The sequence below is a fragment of the Nostoc sp. genome (assembly GCF_036917535.1).
Classification (GTDB): Bacteria; Cyanobacteriota; Cyanobacteriia; order Cyanobacteriales; family Nostocaceae; genus Nostoc.
Genome location: NZ_JBALDA010000103.1, coordinates 53,028 through 78,212 on the forward strand (window position 1 = coordinate 53,028; position 25,185 = coordinate 78,212).

Here is a 25,185-nt window from a genome sequence, read left to right on the forward strand (position 1 = left end):
CCTTGAGCAGCAGCAAAAAGACCTTTCAGAAAGTCTGCGTCGAGAGTCAGTAGCACCAATGCTACACTCCGAAACGTTAAAAGCGTTAGAGCAAAAACGACAAAGCGTTGAGCAAAGCCTGTCAAGAGAAAAAGTCGAGCCAGTGCTTTACAAACAAACTCTTGCCGCACTAGCAGAAAAACGCAAAAGTCTTCTGGAGCGCTCATCAAAAATTAGGTCATTACTGCAAACTTTGCAACAACGAGTTGAAAATCGTCGTCATCTCTTTCAACAGAAAGTGATTAGTCAGGATGTACTGCTGCAAGCCCAGCAGGACTTGTTGAACCAAGAGACGCAACTGGGAGACATTCAAACACAACTCAAAGACCTTGATGTTCAAAAAACGTCGAGCGAACGGGAATATCTACAAAATCTTAATAGAATTGACGATATCAAAAATAACATTCAAGAAATTAAAGTTCAAAAAACCAATGCCAACCGGGAATACCTGCAAAATTTGAATAAAATTGACGATATTAAAACCAAAATTAAAGATATTGAAGCCCAAAAAACCAAACTAGTTCAACAAGATTTAGAAAAGTCCATAGAAACATTAAATCAAATTCAGGAAGTTAGAAGCAAGATTGCTCAGTTGAAACTGCAATTAACTCAGTCTGCACAAATTATCAGCAAATATGATGGTCGCGTCTTGGCAATTGGTGTCCTCCCTGGTCAAATTGTCAGCGCAGGTACCCGGATTGGGACGATTGAAACTGAAGACTCCAACACCAAACTATCCAGTCTTGTTTACTTTGTTGATAAAGATGGCAAGTTTCTAAAACCTGGTATGACAGTACAAGTCACACCCAGCGTTGTCAAGCGCGATCGCTTTGGTGGAATTGTTGGGGTAATCACTAACGTTTCTCCCTTTCCCGTAACAACTCAAGATATTACAGCGCAAGTTGGTAACGAAGACTTAGCTAAAAGCCTTGCAAATAGTAACGCAGCTCGCGTGCAAGTTCAAGTCCAACTACAAAAAGATCCAAACACTGTCAGCGGTTACAAATGGTCTTCTTCCAATGGACCAGCACTCAAAATTTCATCAGGTACGACTACGCAAGTCCGCGTCAAAGTTGGAGAAGTCACACCTATCTCTTATATTATTCCTATATTTCGCTCTTGGACGGGCACATATTAAGAAGAAGGCATGGGGCGTTGAATTGTTGTGGAAGTTTTTAAAGATGCACTTAAAACTTGATAAATTAATTATCAAAAACATTAAGGGTATAACTATAAAAATTTACATTAGTTTAGTAGCATATTTGATTTTACAGCTTATATCTATTCCCAAACAATGAGGACATACACTATTAAATAAATTCCGTTATTTAATAGTGTATGTGTCAAAAAATCAGTTATGTTCATTGGCTTGAGGAGATGATATTATATTAACTATTTTAGGCTTTTTAGAACTACTTTAACTAAATATGTAAAGTTTTGTATCGCTATTCAACATTTCTGACGATACACTATTTATTCCTATGCTTAACAATTCAAAATTCAAAATTCAAAATTAAAGACACTTTCAGACGGGGATTTAAACCCTGACTGAAATTGATGCTACGTATAGACGTAGCGCAAAGTCTGATCGGAGGAAACCTCCGATCAGAACTTTGTAAGAGAGGGGTATTAAACCCCTTGATTTACGATAAAAACATTCTTCCTTTTACTTCTGCCTTTTGCCTTCTGCCTTTATGCCAAGTATCCTACCCCGACCTCAAACGAGTCGCGTCCGTACCCTCACGCTGCTGCAAATCGAAGCAACCGAATGCGGTGCTGCTGCTTTAGGAATTATTCTCAGCTATTACTCGCGCATTGTCCCCTTGGCAGAATTGCGGCGCGATTGTGGCATCTCGCGAGATGGTAGCAACGCCTTTAATATTGTCAAAGCTGCAAGGAACTATGGCTTAAATGCCAAAGGTTTAAAAAAGTCTCTGGAAAGCCTCAAAACCCTGACACCCCCCTACATTGTCTTTTGGAATTTCAATCACTTTCTCGTGGTGGAAGGGTTCGCCAAAAACCACGTCTACCTCAACGACCCAGCCACAGGACGCCGGACAGTTTCCATTGAAGAGTTTGACCGTGCTTACACTGGTGTCGTTTTAATGATGCAACCAGGAGAGGAATTTCAAACTGGAGGTCAAAAAACTAACATTTTTTTGCGATCGCCTCACGCTTAAAACACTCATGCAACAGTATCGTGTTCTGCTTAATAGTAGGGCTATTACTGACAATTCCTCGTTTAACAGTGCCAGGTTTGACTCAAGTATTTGTGGATGAAATTCTCATTACTGAGCGAACTGACTGGATACGACCGCTGGTATTAGGAATGTTCTCACTGGTGTGCTACGGGCACTACTTGCCAGACTGCGGCTTACCTACCTACGCTTGCTAATGCTGAAGTTGTCAGTCACATTGTCGGGGCAGTTTCTCTGGCATATTCTCCGCTTGCCAGTTGGGTTTTATGCTCAACGCTTCGCAGGTGAAATCAGCAGTCGGGTATTACTCAACGATAAAGTAGCAGATATACTCTCAGGTCGCCTTGCTACCACGGTCATCGACGCGGTGATGGTAGTCTTTTACTTTCTAATTATGCTTCAATATGACCTTGTACTAACGGGTGTAGCTGTTGGTTTTACTGCAATCAACTTTTTTGCTCTCCAGTGGCTATCGCGGACTCGTGTGGATGCCAATATGAAGCTGGCGGCTGAATATGGTAAGGTCAATGGAGTGGCGATCGCTGGCATTCAAACTATAGAAACAATCAAAGCTTCCGGGCTTGAGTCTGACTTGTTTGCTAGATTCGCCGGGTACTATGCCAAAGCACTCAACGCCCAGCAGGAATTAGCTTTACAGACTCAAATTCTCACAACAATACCTACTCTTTTAACAGCACTGACCACGGCTTCTATTTTAATTGTCGGCGGCTTGCGAGTGATGAACGGCAGCCTTAGTATTGGGATGCTCGTCGCCTACCAAAGTTTAACAGCCAGTTTCCTAGCTCCTATCAACAGTCTCGTCAATTTCGGCAGTACGCTGCAAGATTTAGAAGCTGACTTAAACCGCCTTGATGACGTACTGCAAAACGCTGTTGATGCAGAAGTAGGGAGAGGACAAGGAGGAATTTCTGCCTTGTCTTCCCCCTCTCCCTTGTCTCCCCCCACTCCCCCACTCCCCCACTCCCCCACTCTCCCACTCCTCCACTCCCCTTCCAACTACAGGGCTACGTTGAGTTGCAAAATATCACCTTTGGCTACAGCCGCGTGGACAACCCTTTGATTGAGAACTTTAGCCTAATTTTGAAGCCAGGGAAACGAGTAGCAATAGTGGGTGGTAGTGGTTCTGGTAAGTCTACAATAGCCAAGCTCGTTTGCGGTCTTTACGAACCTTGGGATGGGGAAATTTACTTTGATGGCGTATCCAGAACTCAGATTTCTCGCTCTGTTTTGGCGAACTCTTTGGCAATGGTAGAACAGGATATTTTTCTCTTTGCTGGGACAGTTCGGGAAAATCTAACTTTATGGGATTCCACAGTACCACAAACTGACTTAGTGCGGGCTTGCTCTGATGCAGCAATTCACGATTTGATTGAATCTCTGCCTGGGGGATATGATGCCAAACTGATTGAAGGAGGAATGAACTTAAGTGGCGGACAGCGCCAACGTTTAGAAATTGCTCGCGCTTTAGTGAGAAATCCTTCACTATTGGTTATGGATGAAGCGACTTCTGCGCTGGATGCTCAAACAGAATTGATGATTGATCGGAATTTGCGACAGCGTGGTTGCTCTTGTATTGTGATAGCGCACAGACTCAGCACAATTCGCGATTGCGATGAAATTATTGTACTGGAGCAGGGGAAAGTGGTGCAGCGAGGAACGCATGAGGAGTTATGGCACTCAGGGGGGAAATATGCCAGCTTACAGCGTACTGAAGGATAATTGTAGATGGGAAGGCAAAGGAGGCGGTTTATTTTGGTGCTGAGGTGAACCGTTAATAAGATAAATCTGTAAATATAGTAAAAAAAGGAAACATTAAGTCATTGCCTACTGAAAAGCAAAAAGATACTGCTATCTTTGTCTGTCAACTACTTTCTAATTTATTGCAACCAATTTTATTATTTAGATACGATTATCTCCAAAAATACATCTTTTTAATTGCTGGGAGAGAGGAAAGCTTAGAAATTACCATTTATGAAAACGGAAACTGGGAGTTTAATACTGATGACGAAACCTGATTTTAAACAAATGACCCGTAAGGAATTGAAAAAATATATCTTGACTCATCCGACTGATGATGAAGCCATCAGAGAATTATTTATTAACCGCCGCAACCCTAATGTTAAAATTTATCCTTATCCCTATGATATGCCCTATGAGGACGTCGAAGCTATTTTTAAATCTAAGTTAAATCAAAGTGAGTCGTAAAGCTGTACTTCTGTAGTTATTCACGATTTGATTTTATTTCTGCCTGGGGAATATGATGCCAAGCTGATTGAAGGGGGAATGAACCTCAGTGGCGGACAGCGCCAACATTTAGAAATTGCTCGTGCTTTAGTGAGAAATCCTTCAGTATTGGTCATGGATAAAGCGACTTCTGCCCTAGATGCTCAAACAGAATTGATGATTGATCGGAATTTGCGATCACGCGATCGCTCTTGTATTGTCATCGCTCACTGACGAGCACACGATTCGTGATTGTGATGAAATTATCGTACTGGAGCAAGGTAAAATTGTGCAGCGCGGTACTCATGAAGAGTTATGGCACTCAGGAGGAAAGTATGCCAGCTTGCTGCGTACTGAAGAATGATTATTAACAATAAACTAATTCATTGGCCAGCGTTCAAAACTCTGCGGATCTAGTCGATCAACGTATTTTGATATAATATCTGCGATCCTATTTTCAAATCTTACACCCAACTCCGAAGTATAATGCTCCAATTCCCACCAGACATAGTTATTATAGGGAAAAGGGAGTGCGTAATAGTCGATTTCTTTGTGACAAGCTTCATCTATGTAAATGTCAGACATCACAGCGTCTCTTGGGAAAAAAGTGTTGAACGCGACTATTTTGTAGGTTAATTGAGGAAATACAGATTTAATGACCCGATTCAAGACACTTGGATATTGTTTGCATCGATAAACAAACAAAATATTATCATCTGCAATATACCGATAGAAATTAGCAATACGCGCCTCATATCGCTCTATGAATTTGGCAAAATTGTTAGATGCGTATACCTCGTATTTGCCATCTATTGATTCGCGATAAAACCTCACATTGTATTGAGTATTTTCAATAATGTAGTCATCCTGGGTTACTCTTAGGAAATCAAGGTTACAATAATTCTTAAAGCTTGACTCAATAATTGCACACAGACCATAATAATTTTTATGTACAGCTAGATCAAAAGGTAATGTCAGTTCCCCTTGACCTTTTGTCCGCTTATATCCATGACGTGTAAGTATAATGCGTGGAAAACAGTCATACCCTAAAGAAATTATATGGTTGTAATTTAGTTGTTTCAATGTTTCCTCTTTTCCTCTCCAGCAGTCATTTGAAATGATGCTAAAGCTAAGATATTTTAAATAGCTGTCATTTTTTGAGACATAACTAATCCTTGGATAACCGCACGCAAGCGATCGTCTCTGAAAGTTTAGAACAGTTGAATGCTACTCGGATAGTTATTGCTCACCGCCTCAGTACAATTCGCAATGCTGACCGAATTTACGTGATTGAAGCAGGTCGCGTGGTGCAGGTGGGTACATTTTCGGAGCTAGTTAACACCCAGGGGCTATTTGCTCAACTGGTAGCTAGACAAATGGAATAATATCAAGTTTGTCTACTGTATGTAACAGAGGTAGATCGGAGTTAACGTTAATACGGCTGCAAGTATTAACGATAAATTCAGAATTCTATCTCTAATCCTAACTGCTTATAATCTTTTTGTTAAGCAAAAACTGTTGGGGTTAATAAAGCTTCTAAATGTTTGGCGTAGGCGTAGCCCGCCGTTCGCGTAGCGTCTCGTAGAGAAGGCATCGCTTCATTATCTATAGTAGGAGTATTATGGCGTTGTGCGTGGTCAGAATTTTGTTTTGGTCGCTTGGGCATGGTGCTAAAGCAAACTTTTGATTACTTAGTTTGATAATTGAATTTACCTAACAATGTTGCCCACTTATTGCTTTAGTTTTCTGCCGTTACAATCCTTTTTCATCCCCTATTTAAGCTATCAAAAAACTGCATGATAATGATAATAAAGTAAAGGTGGATGAGGCGAATGTCACTCGCCTCATCTACCTCCTCCGCACACGATTATCATTATTAAAAGTTTTTTTGAGTATTTTAGCTGATTGACAAAAATGCAATTATCTTAACCTCTCATGGATGGGGATAAAGCGTGTTTTACTCCTGTTAGCGCAGCGGAGCGTAGCCCATTCTGAATTCTACTGTATGTGCTATTTTGTTTCCTTGAATCTTGCTCTCCATTTCCGAATGGCACTAGCAGTTCTGGCTACAGGTGGTATGTATACATCATAATTTTCGTATTGTGTAATTTCATGTTGTGTAATTTTGTGTTGTGTAATTTCGTGTTGTGTAATACTTTTATTATTTAATTTTTGGGTAGTTAGACAGTTTGCCAAAGTAGGTAAATAACTTTCACTACTTAAAGCTCTTATCACTTCATCGGCAGTCTTAAACCGCTCCTCTAAGGTGATTTTCACCATTTTTCCTAAAATCTGGGCAAAACTGTTGCTGATATTTACCTGTTTTTGCCAAGATATTTCACCAGTATTTGGGTTGTAGTCCAATTCTAAAGGACTTTTAGCAGTCAACATATAAATACAAGTTATACCCAGCGCATAAATATCACTGGCATAAACTGGACGTAGAGAAAACTGTTCTGGTGGTGCAAATCCTCTAGTCCCAATAAAGTTGGTCTTTGCAGCTTGATTGATTGAGTTTTCACAAGCATCAACTAATTTCTCTTTCACCGCACCAAAATCAATCAGCACTATGCGCCCATCATATTCACACCGCAATAAATTTTGGGGCTTAATATCCCGATGAATCACATGATGTTTATGAAGATACTGTAATACAGGTAATAATTCCTGTAAGAACTGCTTAACTGAAACTTCACTTTTGGGTCCAGTTTGCCGCACTTCTCGCGCCAAAGTCAAACCCGGCACATATTCTTGAATTAAAAAGAACTCCCCATTCGCCTGAAAGTAGTCTAAAAGCATGGGAATTTGCGAATGACTACCGAGTTGTCCCAAAGTTCTTGCTTCTTTTTCAAAACGCATACATGCCTTTTGCCAACTTTGGGGAGTAGTTACTTTTGGACAAAGTTGTTTAATGACACACAGTGGATGCCCAGGTAATACGGCATTTTTGGCTAAAAATGTCACACCAAAACCACCTTTACCTAAAATTTGCAGTATTTCATAGCGATCGCGAAATAGCCGTTTAGAACCACACATCTGACTCAACTGAGTTTGTTGTGAAATGCTCTCTTGAGAATTCGTTGTTTTTTGAGAAAACCGATTCAGATTCATTAGTATAAAATATTTACTCTTAAATGAATGTCTTTAATTCTATGACAATTCTTTATTGACAACAGTAAGATTACTGAATCTTTGCCAAATCCTCATTACTCTTCAAAAAGTAAAAATATTTATAGAACTAGCCCTTTCACGCATGTGTGACGAGCTAATTTGTAGTTTCGTAGAGGTGAAAGTCTGTTGTGTGGGTACTTATACCAATTTTGTATGAAGATACACATTATAAAACCCCTCTGGTTTAGCAAAAGGGGGACGGCTTAGCCGGGGGATAATAATACCAATTCAAAATTCAAAATGACACTCGCGGACTCGCTAACGCTGCGCTAACAAAATTCACGCATTAAGAAAGCCAAACAGAACAAAATGTCCGTATGTATCTGTCGTATTCTTTTTTCAAATTTGTATAAATTGTTTTTTAACTATAAGTACCTAAGCTGGTGGAGTTTGTGAAGAGAAAATATCTGTGAGATTCTCCTCAACCAGCAAATCTGGTGTTTGCATAATAAATGGGAGTTCGGCTCCTACAAGGCCTCTTTTGACGCGTTCTAAAGTCTCACTAAAAACGATAAACAGAGGATATATAGTATTAGCTCCCTCACTCAAAATATGACTGTGACGGAGAGGCATCAACCACTCATAATCATTGTCCAGATAAACTTGGGTTTGTCGCCAACGTCCTAACAAATCAGAAAAGTCTTCGTGAGCGCGATGAATAAAGACTAAAACTTCTGCTCCAGTTTTGATTTTCCACTCTGGATCGCACATCAAAATTGCGACATCACAGGGTAAGTAAATCGTTTGTGAGGCTGTTGTAGCAGTATTGCGAAGTCGGACAATTGGCAAGGGTATAGTGATGACACTTTCATCTGGACGGCGCAGACTGGGAATCATCTCCAAGTATGGCCGATATTGCTTTAGTAAGGCGATCACAGCTAGATGATTGCTGTACTCTGCCAAACTCGCTTCGTACTGAGATTTTCGCACAGTCATAGTTTATTAAATAGTCAGGAGTAGAGACGCAATTAATGAGCCAGCGCGTTGCGGGGGTTCCCCCCGTTGTAGCGACTGGCGTCGCGTCTGTAAGGAGTTAAGAATAAAATTAATCAGTTAGGAGCTAAAAGTTAGGAATTAAAATTTTTAACTCCTAACTCATAACTTCTAACTCTTAACTATTAATTTCCTATCCTAGCGTTTCAAATACCTTAAACATAGGCAAATACATTGCTAGCAAAATGGTTCCAACCATCCCCCCTAAAACCACAATCATCACTGGTTCCAAAATACTAGTCATTGCTTTTACTGCTTGTTCGACTTCATCTTCATAGAAATCGGCAACTTTCATCAACATTCCATCTAATTCTCCAGTTTCTTCTCCGATACTAATCATCTGAATTGCCATAGCCGGAAAAACAGCATCTTTTTGTAAAGCAATACTAATCATACCTCCTTGTTGAATCTCCATGCGGGCTGCATCTATGGCATTAGCAATCACTTGGTTTCCTGATGTATCTCGGACAATTTCTAAGCAAGTTAAAATTGGTACACCTGAACGAGTCAAAGAACCAAAAGTCCGGCTAAAGCGGGCAACTGAAGATTTTTGAATTAAATCACCAAACAATGGCATCTTGAGGGAAAAACGATCGATTGTGATGCGGCCAACAGGAGTTTTACTGTATTGTGTAAAGGCAAATTTCAGTCCTATAAGAGCAACGATAAGGACGAAAGCACCCGGACTTCTCAAAAACTTACTAGCATCCATCAAGAATTGCGTTAGAGGTGGTAAAGAGACTCCAATTTGTGTAAAAATCGTGGCGAAAATGGGAATAAGAAAAATAGTCATGCCCAGAAAAATAGCAACTGCTATAAAACCCACGACTGTTGGATAAGACAGTGCTGATTTAATTTGGTTTTGTAAACGGGCAACATCTTCTAATAACTTGGCTAAACGATTCAATACTTCATCTAGAACACCACCAACTTCGCCAGCTTGAATCATGCTCACATATAATCCGTCAAAACAGTCAGGATGCTTCCGCATTGCCTCTGAAAGATTCATTCCGCTTTGAACATCGGTGCTAATTTCTACAAGGGCTTGTTTCAATTTAGTATTACTACACTGTTCGGAAAGTACCCCCAGACTTCTAACGATCGCAACTCCCGCATTCATCAAAACGGCAAATTGACGCGAAAAAATGGCTTTGTCTTTCACAGAAACCTTAACTAAGGAATTCTTAAATTTTTTGAAGGCAACATCTGGCTGAAATCCTTGAGATTGCTTGAGTTCTTGAACTACAAAACCTTGATCTCTAAGATTAGTTCGAGCTTGTACCAAGGATTCAGCAACAATTTTTTCTGTTCGGGATTTTCCTTGGGAATCGCGAACACGGGCAACGAAGTTTGGCATAAATAAATTCAAAATTCAAAATTCAAAATACTCAAGGGGATGAAATATTCTTCATCTCCCCTATCCCCAATTCTTTTAATGTGCTTTGGCAGCCACACCAGGTTTAGCACCTGCGGCAGCTTGCGGTGTAGAATTACCAATGAGACGTTGAATTTCATCTGGCTTAGAAGTCTTAGACATTGCCGCTTCAAAGGAAATCGTTCCGGCTTTGTAAAAATCGGCTAAAACCTTTTCCAGAGTTTGCATTCCCAATTTGCCGCCAGTTTGAATCGCTGAGTAAATTTGAGATGTTTTACCTTCTCGAATCAAGTTGGAAATAGCAGGAGTGACAATCAGAATTTCTTGAGCCATTACCCGACCATATTCACCGGGTTTAGGGTTTTTCTTAGACACCAAGGTTTGACTAAATACCCCTACCAATGAGTTAGACAATTGCACCCGCACTTGGGTTTGTCTTTCATGGGGGAAAACGTCAATAATCCGGTCAACAGTTTGGGCGGCAGAACTGGTGTGTAGCGTACCAAATACCAAGTGTCCTGTTTCCGCCGCAGAAATCGCCAAAGAAATCGTTTCCAAATCGCGCATTTCCCCCACCAGAATAATATCTGGATCTTCCCGTAGGGCTGCTTTCAAAGCATTAGCAAAGCTCTTAGTATCTTCTCCTAGTTGCCGCTGGTGAACCAAGCTTTTAATTGGTTCATAGACAAATTCAATTGGGTCTTCCACCGTTAAAATATGCTCTGCCTTGGTGCGGTTAATCAAGTCAATCATTGCCGCAAGAGTAGTTGTCTTCCCCGAACCTGTAGGACCTGTCACCAGAATAAGTCCTCTGGGCTTATCACACATTTCCCGCACGATATCTGGCAGACCTAATTTTTCAAAGTTAGGAATCTTAGAACTTAATGCCCGTAAGCAAGCAGCATAAGCACCACGCTCTTTATAGACATTGACCCGAAAACGAGCTAAACCTTTGACACCATAAGAACAATCCAACTCCCAGGTCTGCTCTAAGGTTTTACGCTGGGTATTGTTGAGCATACTAAAAATTAGCCTTTGACATTGATCGGCTGTCAATACATGCTCACCTATGGGGGTAAGTTTGCCACTGATGCGGAAGTAGGGAGGCAAACCTGCGGATAAATGCATATCCGAGCCACCCATTTCAATCAACTGCTCCATCAAGTCTTCAATCATCATTTCCATAGTTCTACTTCCTTTTAATGTTTTTTATTTGTCCGTTGTCATTTGTTTAAAGTTACTAAGCATCGACCAAAGACTAATGACAAATGACAAATGACCAATGCCCAATGACCAATGACTATTAGTTTTAAAACCGAGGTGTCATACAGTAAGGACAATCCAGCCATTCTTGTTTTAATGTGGCATCGCAACTCCGGCAGGTAAGACCTGTCTTGCGTTTGGCTTTTAACTCTGCTTCCAAGCCAGTATCAGTAAACGTCACTCGTTCTACTTCTTCTAGAGTGGTTGAACCTTCACGCACCAAGTCCAAACTATAAGCCAGCAAGGTTTTCATCCCCTCTTCTATTGCTACTTCCTTGATGCGTTCCGTGGGTGCATCTTCGTTAATCAGAGTTTGCAAGTTTTCGGTGACTCGCATGACTTCATAAACACCACAACGCCCTTTGTAGCCGACACCATTACATTTTGGGCAAAGGTTATTTTTGGCTTTGGCTTCGGCGATCGCATCTAATGTCAAGGTGTTAGCCTTATAGAAGGTGACTCCTACATTTGAAGAAGCTGATAGACCATAACGAGCTAGTTCGTTGGTTGTGGGAGTGTAAGGAATGCGACATTCAGAACATACACGCCGCACTAAACGTTGAGCTAAAACGCCAATTAGGGAACTAGAAACCATGAAAGGCTCAATCCCCATTTCTCCCAAACGAGCGATCGCTCCTGGGGCATCGTTGGTATGTAAGGTAGTTAATACTAAGTGACCGGTCAAGGCAGCCTCAATTGCTGTTTTTGCCGTTTCCTTATCCCGCGTTTCACCTACTAGCAGCACATCTGGATCTTGCCGTAAGAAAGCCCGCAGAGCGGTAGCAAAATCTAGCCCTTTTTCTCGAATCACCTGTACTTGAGTAATTCCTGGAAGACTGTACTCAATTGGGTCTTCCACAGTACTGATATTAATTCCGGGATCGTTCTTTTCTGAGAGTGCAGAATACAGCGAGGTTGTTTTCCCAGAACCAGTTGGCCCAGTTACCAAAATTAGCCCAAAGGGACGGCTAACCATATCCTTGACAATATCCAAAGTCTCTGGATCGGTAATTAACTTATCTAATCCCAGTTGGGTGGAAGAGTTATCCAAAATTCGCAGTACCACCTTTTCCCCGTAGCGACTGGGTAAGGTATTCACCCGAAAGTCCACCTTACGTCCCTCAAACAGCCGACGGATACGTCCATCTTGGGGTAGGCGCCGTTCAGCAATGTCTAGATTGGAGATGATTTTAAATCGGGCTGTCACCGCTGGGATGATTTTTTTCGGCATTAAGGGGAAAGCTTCACGCAGTACGCCATCTTTTCGAAAGCGAATGCGTAAGTTTTCTTCTTGCGGTTCGATATGAATGTCAGAAACGCCCTCATGTAAGGCTTTAGCTAGGATTCTATTAACTAGGTTGATAACTGGGGCATCCTCTGCGCCCTTCATCGCTGCCCCTAAATCGGCCTCCATTTCTTCAGGAGCATCCGCAAGATCAAGATTTCCGAGATTTTCTAAATCTTGACTAATATCTGTAGAGTTTTCTCGTTCTAGGTGCTTCTGCTTAACAGCCACTTCATCCAGGTATTGGTTGATTAGCTGCTGGTAGTCTTCCTGTGTAATCACCATACGCTGCAAGGCCAAACCTTGGGGGCGCAAGATGCGGTTCAGGTCATCGGAAGCCTCTAGATTATCTGGAGCAACCATCGCCACTAAAACTGAGGGCGGGGTTTGGTCTTCGTGTTTCGACAGTGGTACTAAGCGATGGCGACGGCAGATATCCACTGGGATGAGGGTTTCAATCAGGTTCCCCATCATTGTGTTGCCAACGGAATTGACTTCTGGATCGAGGAATTCAACTCCGTATAGTATTTTAAGTTCAAATAGCTGTTGTTTTTTGTATTGCCTGAGCAGCTCAGGCGATAGTTGTTGCCCAGTGATTGACTCTAATACTTCTGTTAAAGGTCTGCCAGATTTGCGGCTTTCAATTAGTGCCTGCCTCATCTGTTCGGTATTGACATAGCCAGATTGCACTAGCTTGTTGCCGAAGGGCGAAAACTCTGTTCTGGTAGTTAGAGCGGTACTGCGCCGTTGTGCTGACGAGTAAGTCATAAATGAGCGAATGAGTAGGGGGAACCTCTGCTTAAAGTATTCCCGTAGTGTGAGATAGAATTCTCATTTCCCAAAAAAGTCCTGATTCACATCACTTTGGTTTGAATTCAAAATTAGGACTTACGCAAAAATCACCCAAAAGCTTTATTTGTCGAACCGTCAAGACGCCTTCTCTGCGAGAGGCTCTGCCAACGCACAGCGTCTCGTAGAGAAGAACACCAAGAATTCATAGAGTGTGCGTAAGTCCAAAAAATTAAAGATATTTTCAAATTAAGATAAGGGGCGAGTCACCTTCAGCGCTACTATTGCAAATTACTCGTTCGGGTTCCCGCCTCAGCGGCGTCTGGGCTAACGTGTTCACCATTTGTCACAATAAGAAGACGGTTACATAACTTTCAGGAACTTGTCGGCAATAAAATCAGCCTCAGTGGCAAGTCGTGGATGACGACGGTTGCAAGCTGTAGAGATACACTGCCATAAATAGGATCTGGAATGAGTAGACAATGATCGATGAAAATAAACAGATAAACAATACAAGCCAGCAATTGGGTGAACCAACAGAGGTAAAGCAAGCAATGAAGAGTGACTCCCCAGCCCACATTAATTTCAATGAATCTGGTAGCGAGGTGACAGAGCAAGTGGCAGCCCAAACAAATATATCAGGCGATACTGCTGTCAATTCAGAAAATAGCGTTGCCGCAACTGAGAAAACTGAAGTAGAACGGGCAGCTTTGACAGAACTGACTCAACAAATCGAGTCCGTCAAAACACAACTGGAAGAGCGTAGTACTCAATATATGCGGATTGCCGCTGATTTTGAGAATTACCGGAAACGCACTAGCAAAGAAAAAGAAGACCTTGAGTTGCAGGTGAAGCGGAACACGATTTTGGAATTGCTGCCAGTAGTCGATAATTTTGAGCGGGCGCGATCGCACCTCAAACCGCAATCTGATGGCGAAATGACTATGCACAAAAGTTACCAAGGCGTTTACAAACAATTAGTAGATAGCCTGAAGCGCTTGGGTGTATCGCCAATGCGTCCCGAAGGTCAACAATTCGATCCTAACCTGCACGAAGCAGTAATGCGGGAACCTACGGATGAACATCCTGAAGGAACAGTGTTAGAAGAGTTAGTGCGCGGATATTACTTGGGCGATCGCGTGTTACGCCATGCAATGGTCAAAGTAGCTGCTCCCAAAGAAGATACACCTTTTGCACCAGAAGATCAGTCGAGTTCAGCCAGCAGTTAAGCTGTAGTCGCTCGCCTCGCTGACCTCAAGTGCCTGGGTTATAGCAAGGATGAGCATCGCGTACCTAAAACTTGGACAAGGCTTTGGATAACTCTGTTGTGTTTCAACTTCTTTGTTGCTACTAGCAACAGAGGTTCCACAGACGTTATCCGCTAGCCTTTGTTTTTAACAAAAAGTTAGTCAGCGACATATTACAGCAGAAGTATTCAGTAAAAATACTGACAAATATGGGAAAAGTTATTGGGATCGACTTAGGCACTACTAACAGTTGCGTCGCAGTTTTGGAGGGTGGTCAACCACTTGTGATCTCCAATTCTGAAGGTGGACGAACTACTCCAAGTATTGTAGGATTTGGGAAGAGTGGCGATCGCTTGGTTGGTCAATTGGCAAAGCGCCAAGCCGTAACTAATGCCGAAAACACAATTTACAGTATTAAACGATTTATCGGGCGGCGTTGGGAAGATACTGAAGTAGAACGCGATCGCGTCCCCTACAACTGCATCAAAGGTCGAGACGAAACCGTTGATGTCCAAATTCGCTCAAAAAACTATACACCCCAAGAATTATCCGCGATGATCCTGCAAAAGCTTAAGCAGGATGCGGAAAACTTTTTGGGTGAGGAGGTCACTCAAGCAGTGATCACCGTACCAGCATATTTCACAGATGCTCAAAGACAAGCAACTAAAGATGCTGGCACGATTGCAGGACTAGAAGTTTTGCGAATCATCAATGAACCAACAGCTGCGGCTTTAGCTTTCGGATTAGAAAAGCAAGACCAAGAGCAGCTAATTTTAGTATTTGACTTGGGAGGCGGTACGTTTGACGTATCGATCCTGCAACTTGGGGATGGCGTTTTTGAAGTTAAGGCGACTTGTGGTAACAATCACTTGGGTGGCGACGACTTTGATAATGCGATCGTCCTTTGGATGATGGACCGCTTCCAGCAACAAGAGAAAATCGACCTTTCCCAAGACAAGATGGCATTGCAACGCCTGCGAGAAGCAGCGGAAAAGGCAAAAATTGAACTCTCCAGTATGGTGAATACCTCCATCAACTTGCCGTTTATCACGGCTGATGACACCGGACCAAAGCATCTAGAGATGGAACTCAGCCGCTCAAAATTTGAAGAACTCGCCGCCAAATTAATTGAAGCGACCATCGAACCAATGATTCAAGCGCTCAAAGATGCAGATCTCAAACCACAATCCATAGATCGGATTATTTTGGTAGGTGGTTCTACGCGTATTCCCGCAGTCCAAAACGCGCTAATTAAGTTTTTCAACGGCAAAGCTCCTGATCGCTCTGTCAACCCTGACGAAGCCGTAGCATTAGGAGCAGCTATTCAAGCAGGTGTGTTAGGTGGTGAAGTCGATAATCTCTTACTACTGGATGTCACCCCTCTATCCTTGGGAATTGAAACTTTGGGTGAAGTGTTCACCAAAATTATTGAACGCAACACTACAATTCCTACGAGTCGGTCACAAGTTTTTTCCACAGCCGTTGATGGACAAATCTCAGTGGAAATTCACATCCTCCAAGGTGAACGGGCAATGTCACGAGATAACAAGAGTCTGGGCAAGTTTCTACTCGCAGGAATTCCCCCATCTCCCCGTGGTGTACCGCAAATTGAAGTATCCTTTGAAATCGATGTCAACGGCATCCTGAAGGTTTCTGCCCAAGATAAAGGTACAGGTAGAGAACAGAGTATCAGGATTACCAATACAGGTGGTTTGAGTAGCAACGAAGTCGAACGGATGCGCCAAGAGGCAGAACTGTTTGCCGAAGAAGATAGAAGACGTAAAGAACTGGTTGAACTCAAAAACCAAGCAGATAATTTGTTGTTCAGTTATCAATCCACCATCAAGGATAATAGCAACTTTATTGGCGACCAGATGAAAACCTTGGCCAGTGAAAAAGCTGCACAACTCCAAGCTGCAATGATTGACTCCAGCATTTCCACAGTGGAATTTAAGCAGCGCTTAGACGACTTCCAACAAACCTTATTTGCAATTGGTGCTGATGTATACAATCGAGCTAACAGCCAAACTGATGAGATTGAGGAGGGTTTATCTGGTCACTTTACCCCAGAAGTAGACTCACCAATGAATGGCACGCTAATACCACAATTCAACTTTGATTTTGACGAAGAAAGTACTGCTCAGGCTGATTATGAGGCGATAGATTAGGGGTTGGGCATGGGGCATGGGGGATGAAGAAGAGACAAAGTAGAGGGGGGAGACAAGGAGAGAAGTCTGAGCGCCGGCTTCCGACGTTGGCGTAGCCCGCCGTAGGCATCAGAACTTCGGAGAGACTTATTCAATAATTCCCCCTTGTCCCCCTTGTCCCCTTGTCCCCTGCTCCCTGCTCCCTGCTTCCCCACTCTCCTAAGTTGCAAATTTTTATTAAGATATTTTAATATACCTAAATATTTAGATTTAGTGAAGTTTCACAAGACCCCAGCGGTTTGCTAGATTGTAGAAGCAAATTACTTTGGGCTAGGCAATGTGCAAGTTCAAAGCCAATTCAAAGCATAAGGGTGGTTTTCCACACCTAATGGTGCGGCTAGCTCCTCTGGTTGATGGGCGAGTTTTCCTCTCCTACGTAGCACAATTGTAAAAGAGACAGCCGACTCGGCAGTGAGAAGTCTGAGCAAAAGCTTACAACTAGCTCCTAACTTCTATAGCTTTTGTCGTCTCCCACGAGGAAAGCACCTGTTGCTCAAGATTTGTCGGTGATTTTTGTAAAAGGTAAAGGGTAAAATCAGTTATTAACAAAAATTAATTTTATCTTCTGCCTGCCCTCCGGCAAGCCGCCCTCTAAAGGATAATGTGTTGCTCTTGCATATCTGTAGGCAAAACACTTAATCCATAGAGTAGCAAGTGACCGTGAATTACGTTCTACTGACTTCTGCTTTCTTCCTTCTAACTTTTACCTTTGCTATATGGCCCGCGACTATTATGAAATCCTGGGTGTCTCTCGTGACACTGACAAAGAAGAAATCAAACAAGCCTATCGCCGTCTAGCCCGGAAGTATCACCCAGATGTGAACAAAGAACCGGGGGCGGAGGATCGCTTTAAAGAAATTAACCGCGCTTATGAGGTGCTCTCAGAACCCGAAACCCGCGCTCGTTACGATCGCTTTGGCCCAGAGGGTGTATCGGGTGCTGGCGCGGGCTTTCAAGATGTCGGCGATATGGGTGGTTTTGCCGATATCTTTGAAAGCATTTTTAGTGGCTTTGCTGGCGGTATGGGTAATCCCACGCAACAAAGACGGCGGAGTGGGCCTGCGAGGGGTGATGACCTGCGGCTAGACCTGAAGTTAGACTTTCGGGAAGCGATATTTGGTGGCGAAAAAGAAATTCGCATTTCCCATCTAGAAAATTGTGAAGTTTGTAGCGGTTCTGGTGCTAAACCTGGAACCCGCCCTCGGACTTGTTCGACTTGTAGCGGATCGGGTCAAGTACGCCGTGTCACCAGAACGCCCTTTGGCAGTTTCACCCAAGTCTCGACTTGTCCCACCTGTAATGGCACAGGGATGGTAATTGAAGATAAATGTGATGCCTGTGATGGTAAGGGCGCAAATCAAGTCACCAAGAAACTCAAAATTACCATTCCAGCGGGGGTGGATAATGGCACTCGCTTGCGGATTTCTAGTGAAGGCGATGCTGGTCAACGTAATGGCCCTTCTGGGGATTTGTACGTTTACTTGTTCGTGAATGAAGACGAGGAATTCCAACGGGATGGTATTAATATTCTTTCGGAAATCAAAATTAGCTACCTGCAAGCGATTTTAGGTTGTCGGTTAGAGGTAGATACGGTAGATGGGCCAGTAGAACTAATCATTCCAGCTGGAACTCAGCCGAATACAGTAATGAAATTGGAAAACCGCGGTGTACCTCGCTTGGGTAATCCTGTAAGTCGTGGCGATCACATGCTAAACGTATTAATTGATATTCCCAATAAAGTCACCCCAGAGGAGAGGGAACTGTTGGAGAAGCTGGCTAAAATTAAGGGGGATCGCACTGGTAAAGGCGGTTTAGAAGGATTCTTGGGAAATTTATTTAAGTGATGAAGCCCTCTTCTGTTTTAACTCCCGATGCTCAACTTGATTTACGAGGCACCCCTTGCCCGATTAATTTCGTGCGGACAAAATTACGTTTGGAGAAAATGCCATTGGGAGGTTTGCTAGAAGTCTGGTTAGACCCAGGTGAGCCAATTGAGCAGGTTCCTGATAGTTTGGCAATGGCAGGTTATCAAGTAGAACAAATTACAGACTGCACTAGTTATTTTTCTCTATTAGTGCGCCGTCCAGTTGTTAGCCAATGACAGGGGAAATTTTTGCCGCAACTGGACAATTATTGGGTACGGTGGTAGCTGTACAGGCTAATTTTTACCGAGTACAGCTGGATGAACAGTATGGAAAGCAGAAAAGCAGGGAAACAGAGGAGAAACTGAATTTAAATGCCCCTCTGCCCCTCTGCTCCCCTGCCCCCACCTCTCCTCTCCTGCTTTGTACTCGCCGAACACGCCTGAAAAAAATTGGACAACAGGTGATGGTAGGCGATCGCGTTGTGGTAGAAGAGCCAGATTGGGCTGGGAGACGGGGTGCGATCGCTGAGGTTTTACCCCGCCAAAGTGAGTTAGATCGTCCGGCGATCGCCAATGTCAACCAAATTTTATTAGTATTTGCCGTAGCCGATCCACCTTTGGAACCTTATCAGTTGAGTCGCTTTCTAATTAAAGCCGAGTCTACTGGCTTAGATGTGCTTTTATGTTTGAATAAAAGTGATTTAATTTCACTACCGGAACAACAACAAGTTAGCGATCGCCTGCTCAGTTGGGGCTATCAACCAATATTTATCAGCATCAAAGATGGTATAAATACCGACCAAGCAGCTAAATATTTAAGCAATAAAATTACCGTAATCGTTGGGCCTTCTGGTGTCGGTAAATCCAGCCTGATTAATACGCTAATTGACTCTCTTGTGCTCCGAGTCGGAGAAGTTTCTGGTAAATTAGCTCGTGGTCGTCATACCACTCGCCATATAGAATTATTTGAGTTACCTAGCGGTGGTTTACTGGCAGACACTCCCGGCTTTAATCAGCCAGATATGGATTGTATCCCAGAAGAATTAATTTATTATTTCCCAGAAGCAAGAAAGCGGTTAGCAGTTGCTAGTTGTCGGTTTAGTAATTGTCTGCATCGAGACGAACCTGAGTGTGCGGTACGGGGAGACTGGGAACGATACGAACATTATTTAGAATTTTTGGACACGGCGATCGCTCATCAAATACAGCTACACCAACAAGCCGATCCAGAATCTACCTTGAAGTTAAAAAGCAAAAGCAAAGGCAAAGGGCAGAGTCAATACGAACCCAAGTTAGAAAGTAAAAAATATCGCCGGATTTCTCGGAAGACTCAGTTACAGGACTTGCAAGAGTTATATCGGGATGAGGATTAACAATTCAAAATTCAAAATTAAAGACATTTTGATTCGGGGATTTAAACCCCGACTCAAAATATGCTACGACAAGACGTAGCGCAAAGTCTGAGCCGAGGTTTCCTCGGCTCAGAACTTTGTAACAGAGGGGTCTTAAACCCTTGAATGTACGATAAAAAGTGCGATGTTTACGATCACCTGCGCCTACGCATTCATAATCCAAAGGTTGGTCACGATAGCATAGATACAAACAGAAAAAGTATCTTGTATGTCTCAGCCCATTGCCAACACCCCTAGTTTACAAGCTGTCACTGAGAGTATAATTTTCCCACCAGGTGATGATATCTATAGTGATGAACCCCCCTTGGAATCTGATTTACACCGCGAACAAATTGATTTACTCATTCGCCTGATTAAATGGTGGTGGCGCGATCATAAAGATTTTTATACTACCGGCAACCTGACAATCTATTTCAGTCCCAACCAGAAAAAGTCAGAAGAATTTCGAGGCCCTGATTTCTTTGTGGTTTTAGATACAGAGAAAAAAGACCGTAAAAGCTGGGTTGTGTGGCAAGAAGACGGCAAATACCCCAATGTGATTATTGAACTATTATCTAATTCCACTGCCTCAGTTGATAAAGGTTTGAAAAAGCAAATTTACCAGAATACATTTCGTACTCCAGATTACTTTTGGTTTGACCCAAATAACCTAGAATTTCAGGGATTTCACTTAGTTGACGGGCAATATCAAGAACTTGTACCCACTGAGTTGGGTTGGTTGTGGAGTCAGCAGTTAGGGCTGTATTTAGCAGTATATTTGGGCAAATTACGCTTCTTTACATCAGATAGAGAGTTGGTAATGTTGCCAGAGGAAGAATCAAACCAACAGTTAGAGCAAGCAAACCAACAGTTAGAGCAAGCAAACCAACAGTTAGAGCAAGCAAACCAACAATTAGAACAAGAACGTCAACGGACTGCAATATTAGCAGAACGCTTGCGAAACGCAGGTATTGACCCTAACCAAATACTCTAAAAAATAGAATTTTATCTCTAAACTAGTCATGGAAAAATAGTGCTATGAACCAAACAATATCTGATCAAGTCCGTTGGACAACCTCAGACTTAGAATTACGAAGCTGCCCAATTAAATACTGATCGCAACCTTGCTGGCTGATGACGAAATCACATCACCATTGTTACCAGGTTTCGGCGTTCGAGTTCAGCGTTCGCGTTCTTTTGTATAATTCTGGCGTAGGCGTAGCCCGCCGTAGGCATCGCTCATCAAACTCAACTTCACCAGAGAAAGCAAAATTAATAATTCAAAATTCAAAATTGTACCTTTACAGGGAAGCAAGCTACGCGCATCGTCTCCTAGAAAAGAGAATTTCAGACATGAATTTAAACCCTTTGACTAAGAGTGTCCGTACTGAGCTTGTCGATATGTCACGCCGAAGCTTTGATGGTTCTTGAGCCTGTCAAACGCGAACAGCGTCCCCTAAGGAAGGAATGAAACTGAAGCCACGCGAAGGTGGCTCAAAAATAATTATTAAACTGCCAAAGCATAAAGATAACAAAAATACTGTAACTTAGAAACCCGATTTTTCTACTCCAATAAGCCAACCAACAACTAGAAAAGGAATGATAAGGGGCTGAAAGATTGGTACAACGCTTTTAAATTAATTTAAAACTGCTACAAATCTACTTTACAATCCCCATAAAGTCTTAAAATATTGTTAATTTCAGCCAAACCTCTCGACCTTCAACTTACAAGTATCACCCCAAAATCACTATGGCTATCGGCTACGTCGCGCTTGTACTCCACGCACATCTGCCCTTCGTTCGTCACCCAGAAAGTGACTACGTGCTGGAGGAAGAATGGCTTTTTGAAGCCATCACAGAAACCTACATCCCCTTATTGAAAGTATTTGAAGGCTTAAAGCGAGACGGTGTCGACTTTAAAATCACGATGAGTATGACACCCCCTCTAGTGTCGATGCTTCGCGATCCTCTGCTTCAAGAACGCTATGAATTACACTTAGCTCAACTAGAAGAACTTGTAGCACTAGAAGTAGAACATAATGTCAACAACGGGCATATTCGTTATTTAGCTGAACATTATGCTACTGAGTTTAGCGAAGCGCGTCAACTATGGGAGCGCTATGATGGTGACTTGGTGACAGCTTTTAAGAAGTTCCAAGACAGTAACAACTTGGAAATCATCACTTGCGGCGCTACTCACGGCTATTTGCCGTTGATGAAAATGTATCCCCAAGCGGTGTGGGCGCAAATTCAGGTAGCCTGCGAACATTACGAACAAACCTTTGGACAAGCACCCAGAGGCATTTGGTTGCCGGAATGTGCCTACTATGAAGGTTTAGAGCGGATGCTAGCTGATGCTGGGTTACGCTACTTCCTCACTGATGGGCATGGCATCCTTTATGCCCGTCCCCGTCCCCGCTTTGGCACTTATGCCCCAATTTATACAGAAACTGGTGTTGCGGTCTTTGGTCGAGATCATGAATCTTCCCAACAGGTATGGTCTTCTGAGGTGGGCTATCCTGGGGCGGCGGAATATCGGGAATTTTACAAAGATTTGGGCTGGGAGGCAGAATATGAGTACATCAAGCCCTACATTATGCCCAATGGTCAACGGAAAAATACGGGCATTAAATATCACAAAATTACGGGGCGTGGTTTAGGACTGTCAGATAAGGCACTTTACGATCCTTATTGGGCTAGGGAGAAGGCCGCAGAACATGCTGCTAACTTTATGTATAACCGAGAGCGGCAATCTGAGCATCTCTATGGTATAATGCAACGACCGCCAATTATCGTTTCGCCTTATGATGCAGAGTTATTTGGACATTGGTGGTATGAAGGCCCTTGGTTCATCGATTACCTATTCCGCAAGTCATGGTATGACCAAGGAACATATCGAATGACCCATTTAGCAGAATATTTGCGGGAGCAGCCGACGCAGCAAGTTTGTTGTCCCTCGCAGTCGAGTTGGGGTTTCAAGGGTTTCCACGAGTATTGGTTGAATGAGACGAACGCGTGGGTTTATCCGCATTTGCACAAAGCTGCTGAACGGATGATTGAAATCTCACACTTAGAACCAGAAGATGAGTTGGCGTGGAAAGCCTTGAACCAAGCAGCGCGAGAATTGTTATTAGCACAATCTTCCGACTGGGCATTTATTATGCGGACGGGAACAATGGTACCTTATGCAGTTAGACGGACGCGATCGCACCTGATGCGGTTTAATAAGCTCTATGAAGACGTTAAAGTTGGCAAAATTGACAGTGGTTGGCTAGAAAAAGTCGAATTAATGGATAATATCTTCCCCGAAATCAACTATCGCGTCTATCGTCCACTATAAGTCTCACAAAAAGTAATTAACAGCAGTAAGGTGGGCAATGCCCACCTTATATTTGGTAGTGAGGAGCGGTCAACTTCAACAGAGATGCGCTTAACCTGAGCTATACAAGTCTCTGGGATCAGGAAATAAGAAGTAGTTTCAGAAGACAGACAGCAGTTTTCTTCCTGCCTTCTAGATGAGAGCAAAAACAAGAAAATAGAGAAAAAGCCGCGTTACAGATAAAAATGCTTGTTTAAAATTAGCAGATGATACCAATTTGAAAAAAGAATGCGACAGATACATACGGACATACCTTTATTCTGTCTGGCTTTCTTAATGCGTGAATTTTGTTAGCGCAGCGTAAAGCCTTCTCTTCTCTTTGGGAGACGAAGACAGCGAACGCCAACGGCATGGCAACTCTTAGAGACGCTACGCAAACGCTTAGAGCGAGTCCGCGTACTCTGTAAGAGTTGCAAGCTACGCTTTTAGCGTCTCGTAGAGAGCGTCATTTTGAATTTTGAATTGGTATGAGTTTATCATTTACTCACTAGTACAGGTGTTCCGATTTTCACAAATTCATAGAGTTTACGCACATCCTTGTTATACATCCGAACGCAACCATGAGAAACTGCTTGCCCGACAGATTTTACATTCGGAGTACCATGAAATCCAATTTCGTCCTTTCCATCCGTCCAAAATCCAATCCAACGTTCTCCTAAAGGATTATTTGAGCTTGGAGGAACAATTTCTCTATTACCAACAAAAGGGTTTTCCCAAGCTGGGTTTTGCACCATGTGAATAATTTTAAATTTGCCTGTAGGTGTTTCCCATCCAGGTTTACCAATAGCTACTGGGTAGCTGGCTTGTAAACTATCACCCCGATAAACGTAAAGTTTTCGTTCATTAAGTTTAAGTAGCAAATGGATTTCTTGCTCAGAAGTATTGGGAATTATTGGCTTTATGGGACGTTGGAATTTAAGTAATAATCGGCGCTTTCGCTCAGAGTAGTTAGGAATATTTGACTGTAATGGTAGAGAATTTGATTCAACTTGAGGAGAAACTTGAGAATAGTTTGGTTGATTATTAGTGACCTGAGCAGTGGCGTATGATTGAAGCGAGATCAATACTGCTATTGTTGTCAAACTAAATTTGAAAGTATTATAAAAATATATACTACGTATCATTTTCTGTTGCATTAATTATTAATATTATAATTAATTTTAGTCACCAGTAAGAACTCAGAACTCAGGTATCAACTAGCTGGGAACTAGCTTTAAGTCTGAATTCTGAATTCTCTATCTCTAAATTACTAAATATTGTAAATCAAAAAGTTCTACCCTCGTCCTCGAATTACAGGAGATGAAGGTGCTGGTTGGGATTCTGGAGTTGAGCCTGAGTTTGGTGTTTTAGTTGGGGCTTGTGTATTTTGTCTTTGTCTTGTACGTGGATTTGAATTAGGACTTGAACGTTGGTTTGGTTTGACGGGGGTTTCGTCCGGTTTAGCCGGAGTTTGGTTTGGAGTTGTCGGAGCTTGGTCTTGAGTTGTCGGAGCTTGGTCTTGAGTTGTCGGAGCTTGGTCTTGAGTTGTCGGAGCTTGGTCTTGAGTTGTCGGAGTTTGGTCTTGAGTTGTCGGAGTTTGGTCTTGAGTTGTCGGAGTTTGGTTTGGAGTTGTCGGAGCTTGGTTTGGAGTTGCCGGAATTTGGTTTGGAGTTGCTGGAGTTTGCTCTGGAGTTGCTGGAGTTTGCTCTGGAGTTGCTGGAGTTTGCTCTGGAGTTGCTGGAGTTTGCTCTGGAGTTGCTG

General features: G+C 42.7%; 17 protein-coding genes and 6 pseudogenes. 14 read left to right on the forward strand and 9 right to left on the reverse strand.

The window, feature by feature from the left end:
• Positions 1-58: 58 nt before the first annotated feature.
• From V7K56_RS34340 to V7K56_RS34360, 6 genes and pseudogenes are all read left to right on the forward strand, one after another.
• Complete coding sequence (locus V7K56_RS34340; protein WP_334918196.1) at positions 59-1,177, forward strand: NHLP bacteriocin system secretion protein; 1,119 nt, start codon at positions 59-61, stop codon at positions 1,175-1,177.
• A 10-nt stretch (positions 1,178-1,187) separates the two neighbouring features.
• A pseudogene (locus tag V7K56_RS34345) lies at positions 1,188-1,431 on the forward strand (hypothetical protein); the annotation flags it as partial.
• A gap of 302 nt (positions 1,432-1,733) precedes the next feature.
• Positions 1,734-3,977 (forward strand): annotated as a pseudogene (locus tag V7K56_RS34350) (NHLP family bacteriocin export ABC transporter peptidase/permease/ATPase subunit).
• 161 nt (positions 3,978-4,138) lie between these two features.
• Positions 4,139-4,273: a DUF6888 family protein gene (locus V7K56_RS37375; protein ID WP_442940368.1), complete on the forward strand. Its 135-nt coding sequence runs from the start codon at positions 4,139-4,141 to the stop codon at positions 4,271-4,273.
• Complete coding sequence (locus V7K56_RS34355) at positions 4,230-4,463, forward strand: DUF6887 family protein (RefSeq protein WP_334918198.1); 234 nt, start codon at positions 4,230-4,232, stop codon at positions 4,461-4,463. The genes V7K56_RS37375 and V7K56_RS34355 overlap by 44 nt, the downstream gene beginning before the upstream one ends.
• Positions 4,464-4,845 (forward strand): annotated as a pseudogene (locus V7K56_RS34360) (ATP-binding cassette domain-containing protein); the annotation flags it as partial.
• Positions 4,846-4,859: 14 nt separating this feature from the next.
• Here V7K56_RS34360 and V7K56_RS34365 read toward each other — a convergent pair.
• Complete coding sequence (locus V7K56_RS34365; RefSeq protein ID WP_334918200.1) at positions 4,860-5,564, reverse strand: DUF1796 family putative cysteine peptidase; 705 nt, start codon at positions 5,562-5,564, stop codon at positions 4,860-4,862.
• An 89-nt stretch (positions 5,565-5,653) separates the two neighbouring features.
• On the opposite strand from V7K56_RS34365, the pseudogene V7K56_RS34370 reads away from it, so the two are divergent.
• A pseudogene (locus tag V7K56_RS34370) lies at positions 5,654-5,866 on the forward strand (iron ABC transporter permease); the annotation flags it as partial.
• Positions 5,867-5,985: 119 nt separating this feature from the next.
• Here V7K56_RS34370 and V7K56_RS34375 read toward each other — a convergent pair.
• From V7K56_RS34375 to V7K56_RS34400, 6 genes and pseudogenes are all read right to left on the reverse strand, one after another.
• Positions 5,986-6,147: a hypothetical protein gene (locus V7K56_RS34375; RefSeq protein WP_334918201.1), complete on the reverse strand. Its 162-nt coding sequence runs from the start codon at positions 6,145-6,147 to the stop codon at positions 5,986-5,988.
• Positions 6,148-6,491: 344 nt separating this feature from the next.
• Positions 6,492-7,586 carry a serine/threonine-protein kinase gene (locus tag V7K56_RS34380; RefSeq protein ID WP_334918233.1) on the reverse strand — a complete coding sequence of 365 codons (1,095 nt, stop codon included), beginning with the start codon at positions 7,584-7,586 and terminating at the stop codon, positions 6,492-6,494.
• A 441-nt stretch (positions 7,587-8,027) separates the two neighbouring features.
• Entirely contained in the window at positions 8,028-8,588 is a 561-nt protein-coding gene (locus V7K56_RS34385; protein ID WP_334918203.1) for a hypothetical protein, read from the reverse strand.
• 190 nt (positions 8,589-8,778) lie between these two features.
• Entirely contained in the window at positions 8,779-10,002 is a 1,224-nt protein-coding gene (locus V7K56_RS34390) for a type II secretion system F family protein (protein WP_334918205.1), read from the reverse strand.
• 75 nt (positions 10,003-10,077) lie between these two features.
• Positions 10,078-11,208 (reverse strand): annotated as a pseudogene (locus V7K56_RS34395) (type IV pilus twitching motility protein PilT); the annotation flags it as partial.
• A 121-nt stretch (positions 11,209-11,329) separates the two neighbouring features.
• A complete protein-coding gene (locus V7K56_RS34400) occupies positions 11,330-13,336 on the reverse strand; it encodes a GspE/PulE family protein (RefSeq protein WP_334918207.1) in 2,007 nt (668 codons plus the stop codon).
• Between the two features lie 503 nt (positions 13,337-13,839).
• Between V7K56_RS34400 and grpE the strand changes: the two genes are divergently transcribed.
• From grpE to V7K56_RS34435, 7 genes are all read left to right on the forward strand, one after another.
• Positions 13,840-14,586 carry a nucleotide exchange factor GrpE gene (gene grpE, locus V7K56_RS34405; RefSeq protein ID WP_334918209.1) on the forward strand — a complete coding sequence of 249 codons (747 nt, stop codon included), beginning with the start codon at positions 13,840-13,842 and terminating at the stop codon, positions 14,584-14,586.
• A gap of 227 nt (positions 14,587-14,813) precedes the next feature.
• Positions 14,814-16,772, forward strand: a complete 1,959-nt coding sequence (gene dnaK, locus V7K56_RS34410; protein ID WP_334918211.1) for a molecular chaperone DnaK — start codon at positions 14,814-14,816, stop codon at positions 16,770-16,772.
• Positions 16,773-17,527: 755 nt separating this feature from the next.
• Positions 17,528-18,655, forward strand: a complete 1,128-nt coding sequence (gene dnaJ, locus V7K56_RS34415; RefSeq protein ID WP_334918213.1) for a molecular chaperone DnaJ — start codon at positions 17,528-17,530, stop codon at positions 18,653-18,655.
• Positions 18,655-18,912 (forward strand): sulfurtransferase TusA family protein, encoded by a 258-nt coding sequence (locus tag V7K56_RS34420; protein ID WP_334918215.1) that lies wholly within the window; start codon positions 18,655-18,657, stop codon positions 18,910-18,912. Before dnaJ ends, V7K56_RS34420 begins: the two co-directional genes overlap by 1 nt.
• The gene (rsgA, locus tag V7K56_RS34425; RefSeq protein ID WP_334918217.1) at positions 18,909-20,048 is read left to right on the forward strand and encodes a small ribosomal subunit biogenesis GTPase RsgA; all 1,140 of its coding nucleotides are present in this window, start codon (positions 18,909-18,911) and stop codon (positions 20,046-20,048) included. Before V7K56_RS34420 ends, rsgA begins: the two co-directional genes overlap by 4 nt.
• Before the next feature lie 247 nt (positions 20,049-20,295).
• Positions 20,296-21,060, forward strand: coding sequence for a Uma2 family endonuclease (locus V7K56_RS34430; RefSeq protein WP_334918219.1), 765 nt, complete (start codon positions 20,296-20,298; stop codon positions 21,058-21,060).
• A 756-nt stretch (positions 21,061-21,816) separates the two neighbouring features.
• A complete protein-coding gene (locus V7K56_RS34435) occupies positions 21,817-23,406 on the forward strand; it encodes a glycoside hydrolase family 57 protein (RefSeq protein WP_334918221.1) in 1,590 nt (529 codons plus the stop codon).
• A 515-nt stretch (positions 23,407-23,921) separates the two neighbouring features.
• On the opposite strand, the gene V7K56_RS34440 is transcribed toward V7K56_RS34435, so the two are convergent.
• Positions 23,922-24,527: a L,D-transpeptidase gene (locus tag V7K56_RS34440; RefSeq protein WP_334918223.1), complete on the reverse strand. Its 606-nt coding sequence runs from the start codon at positions 24,525-24,527 to the stop codon at positions 23,922-23,924.
• A 191-nt stretch (positions 24,528-24,718) separates the two neighbouring features.
• Positions 24,719-25,185, reverse strand: a pseudogene (locus V7K56_RS34445) (hypothetical protein); the annotation flags it as partial.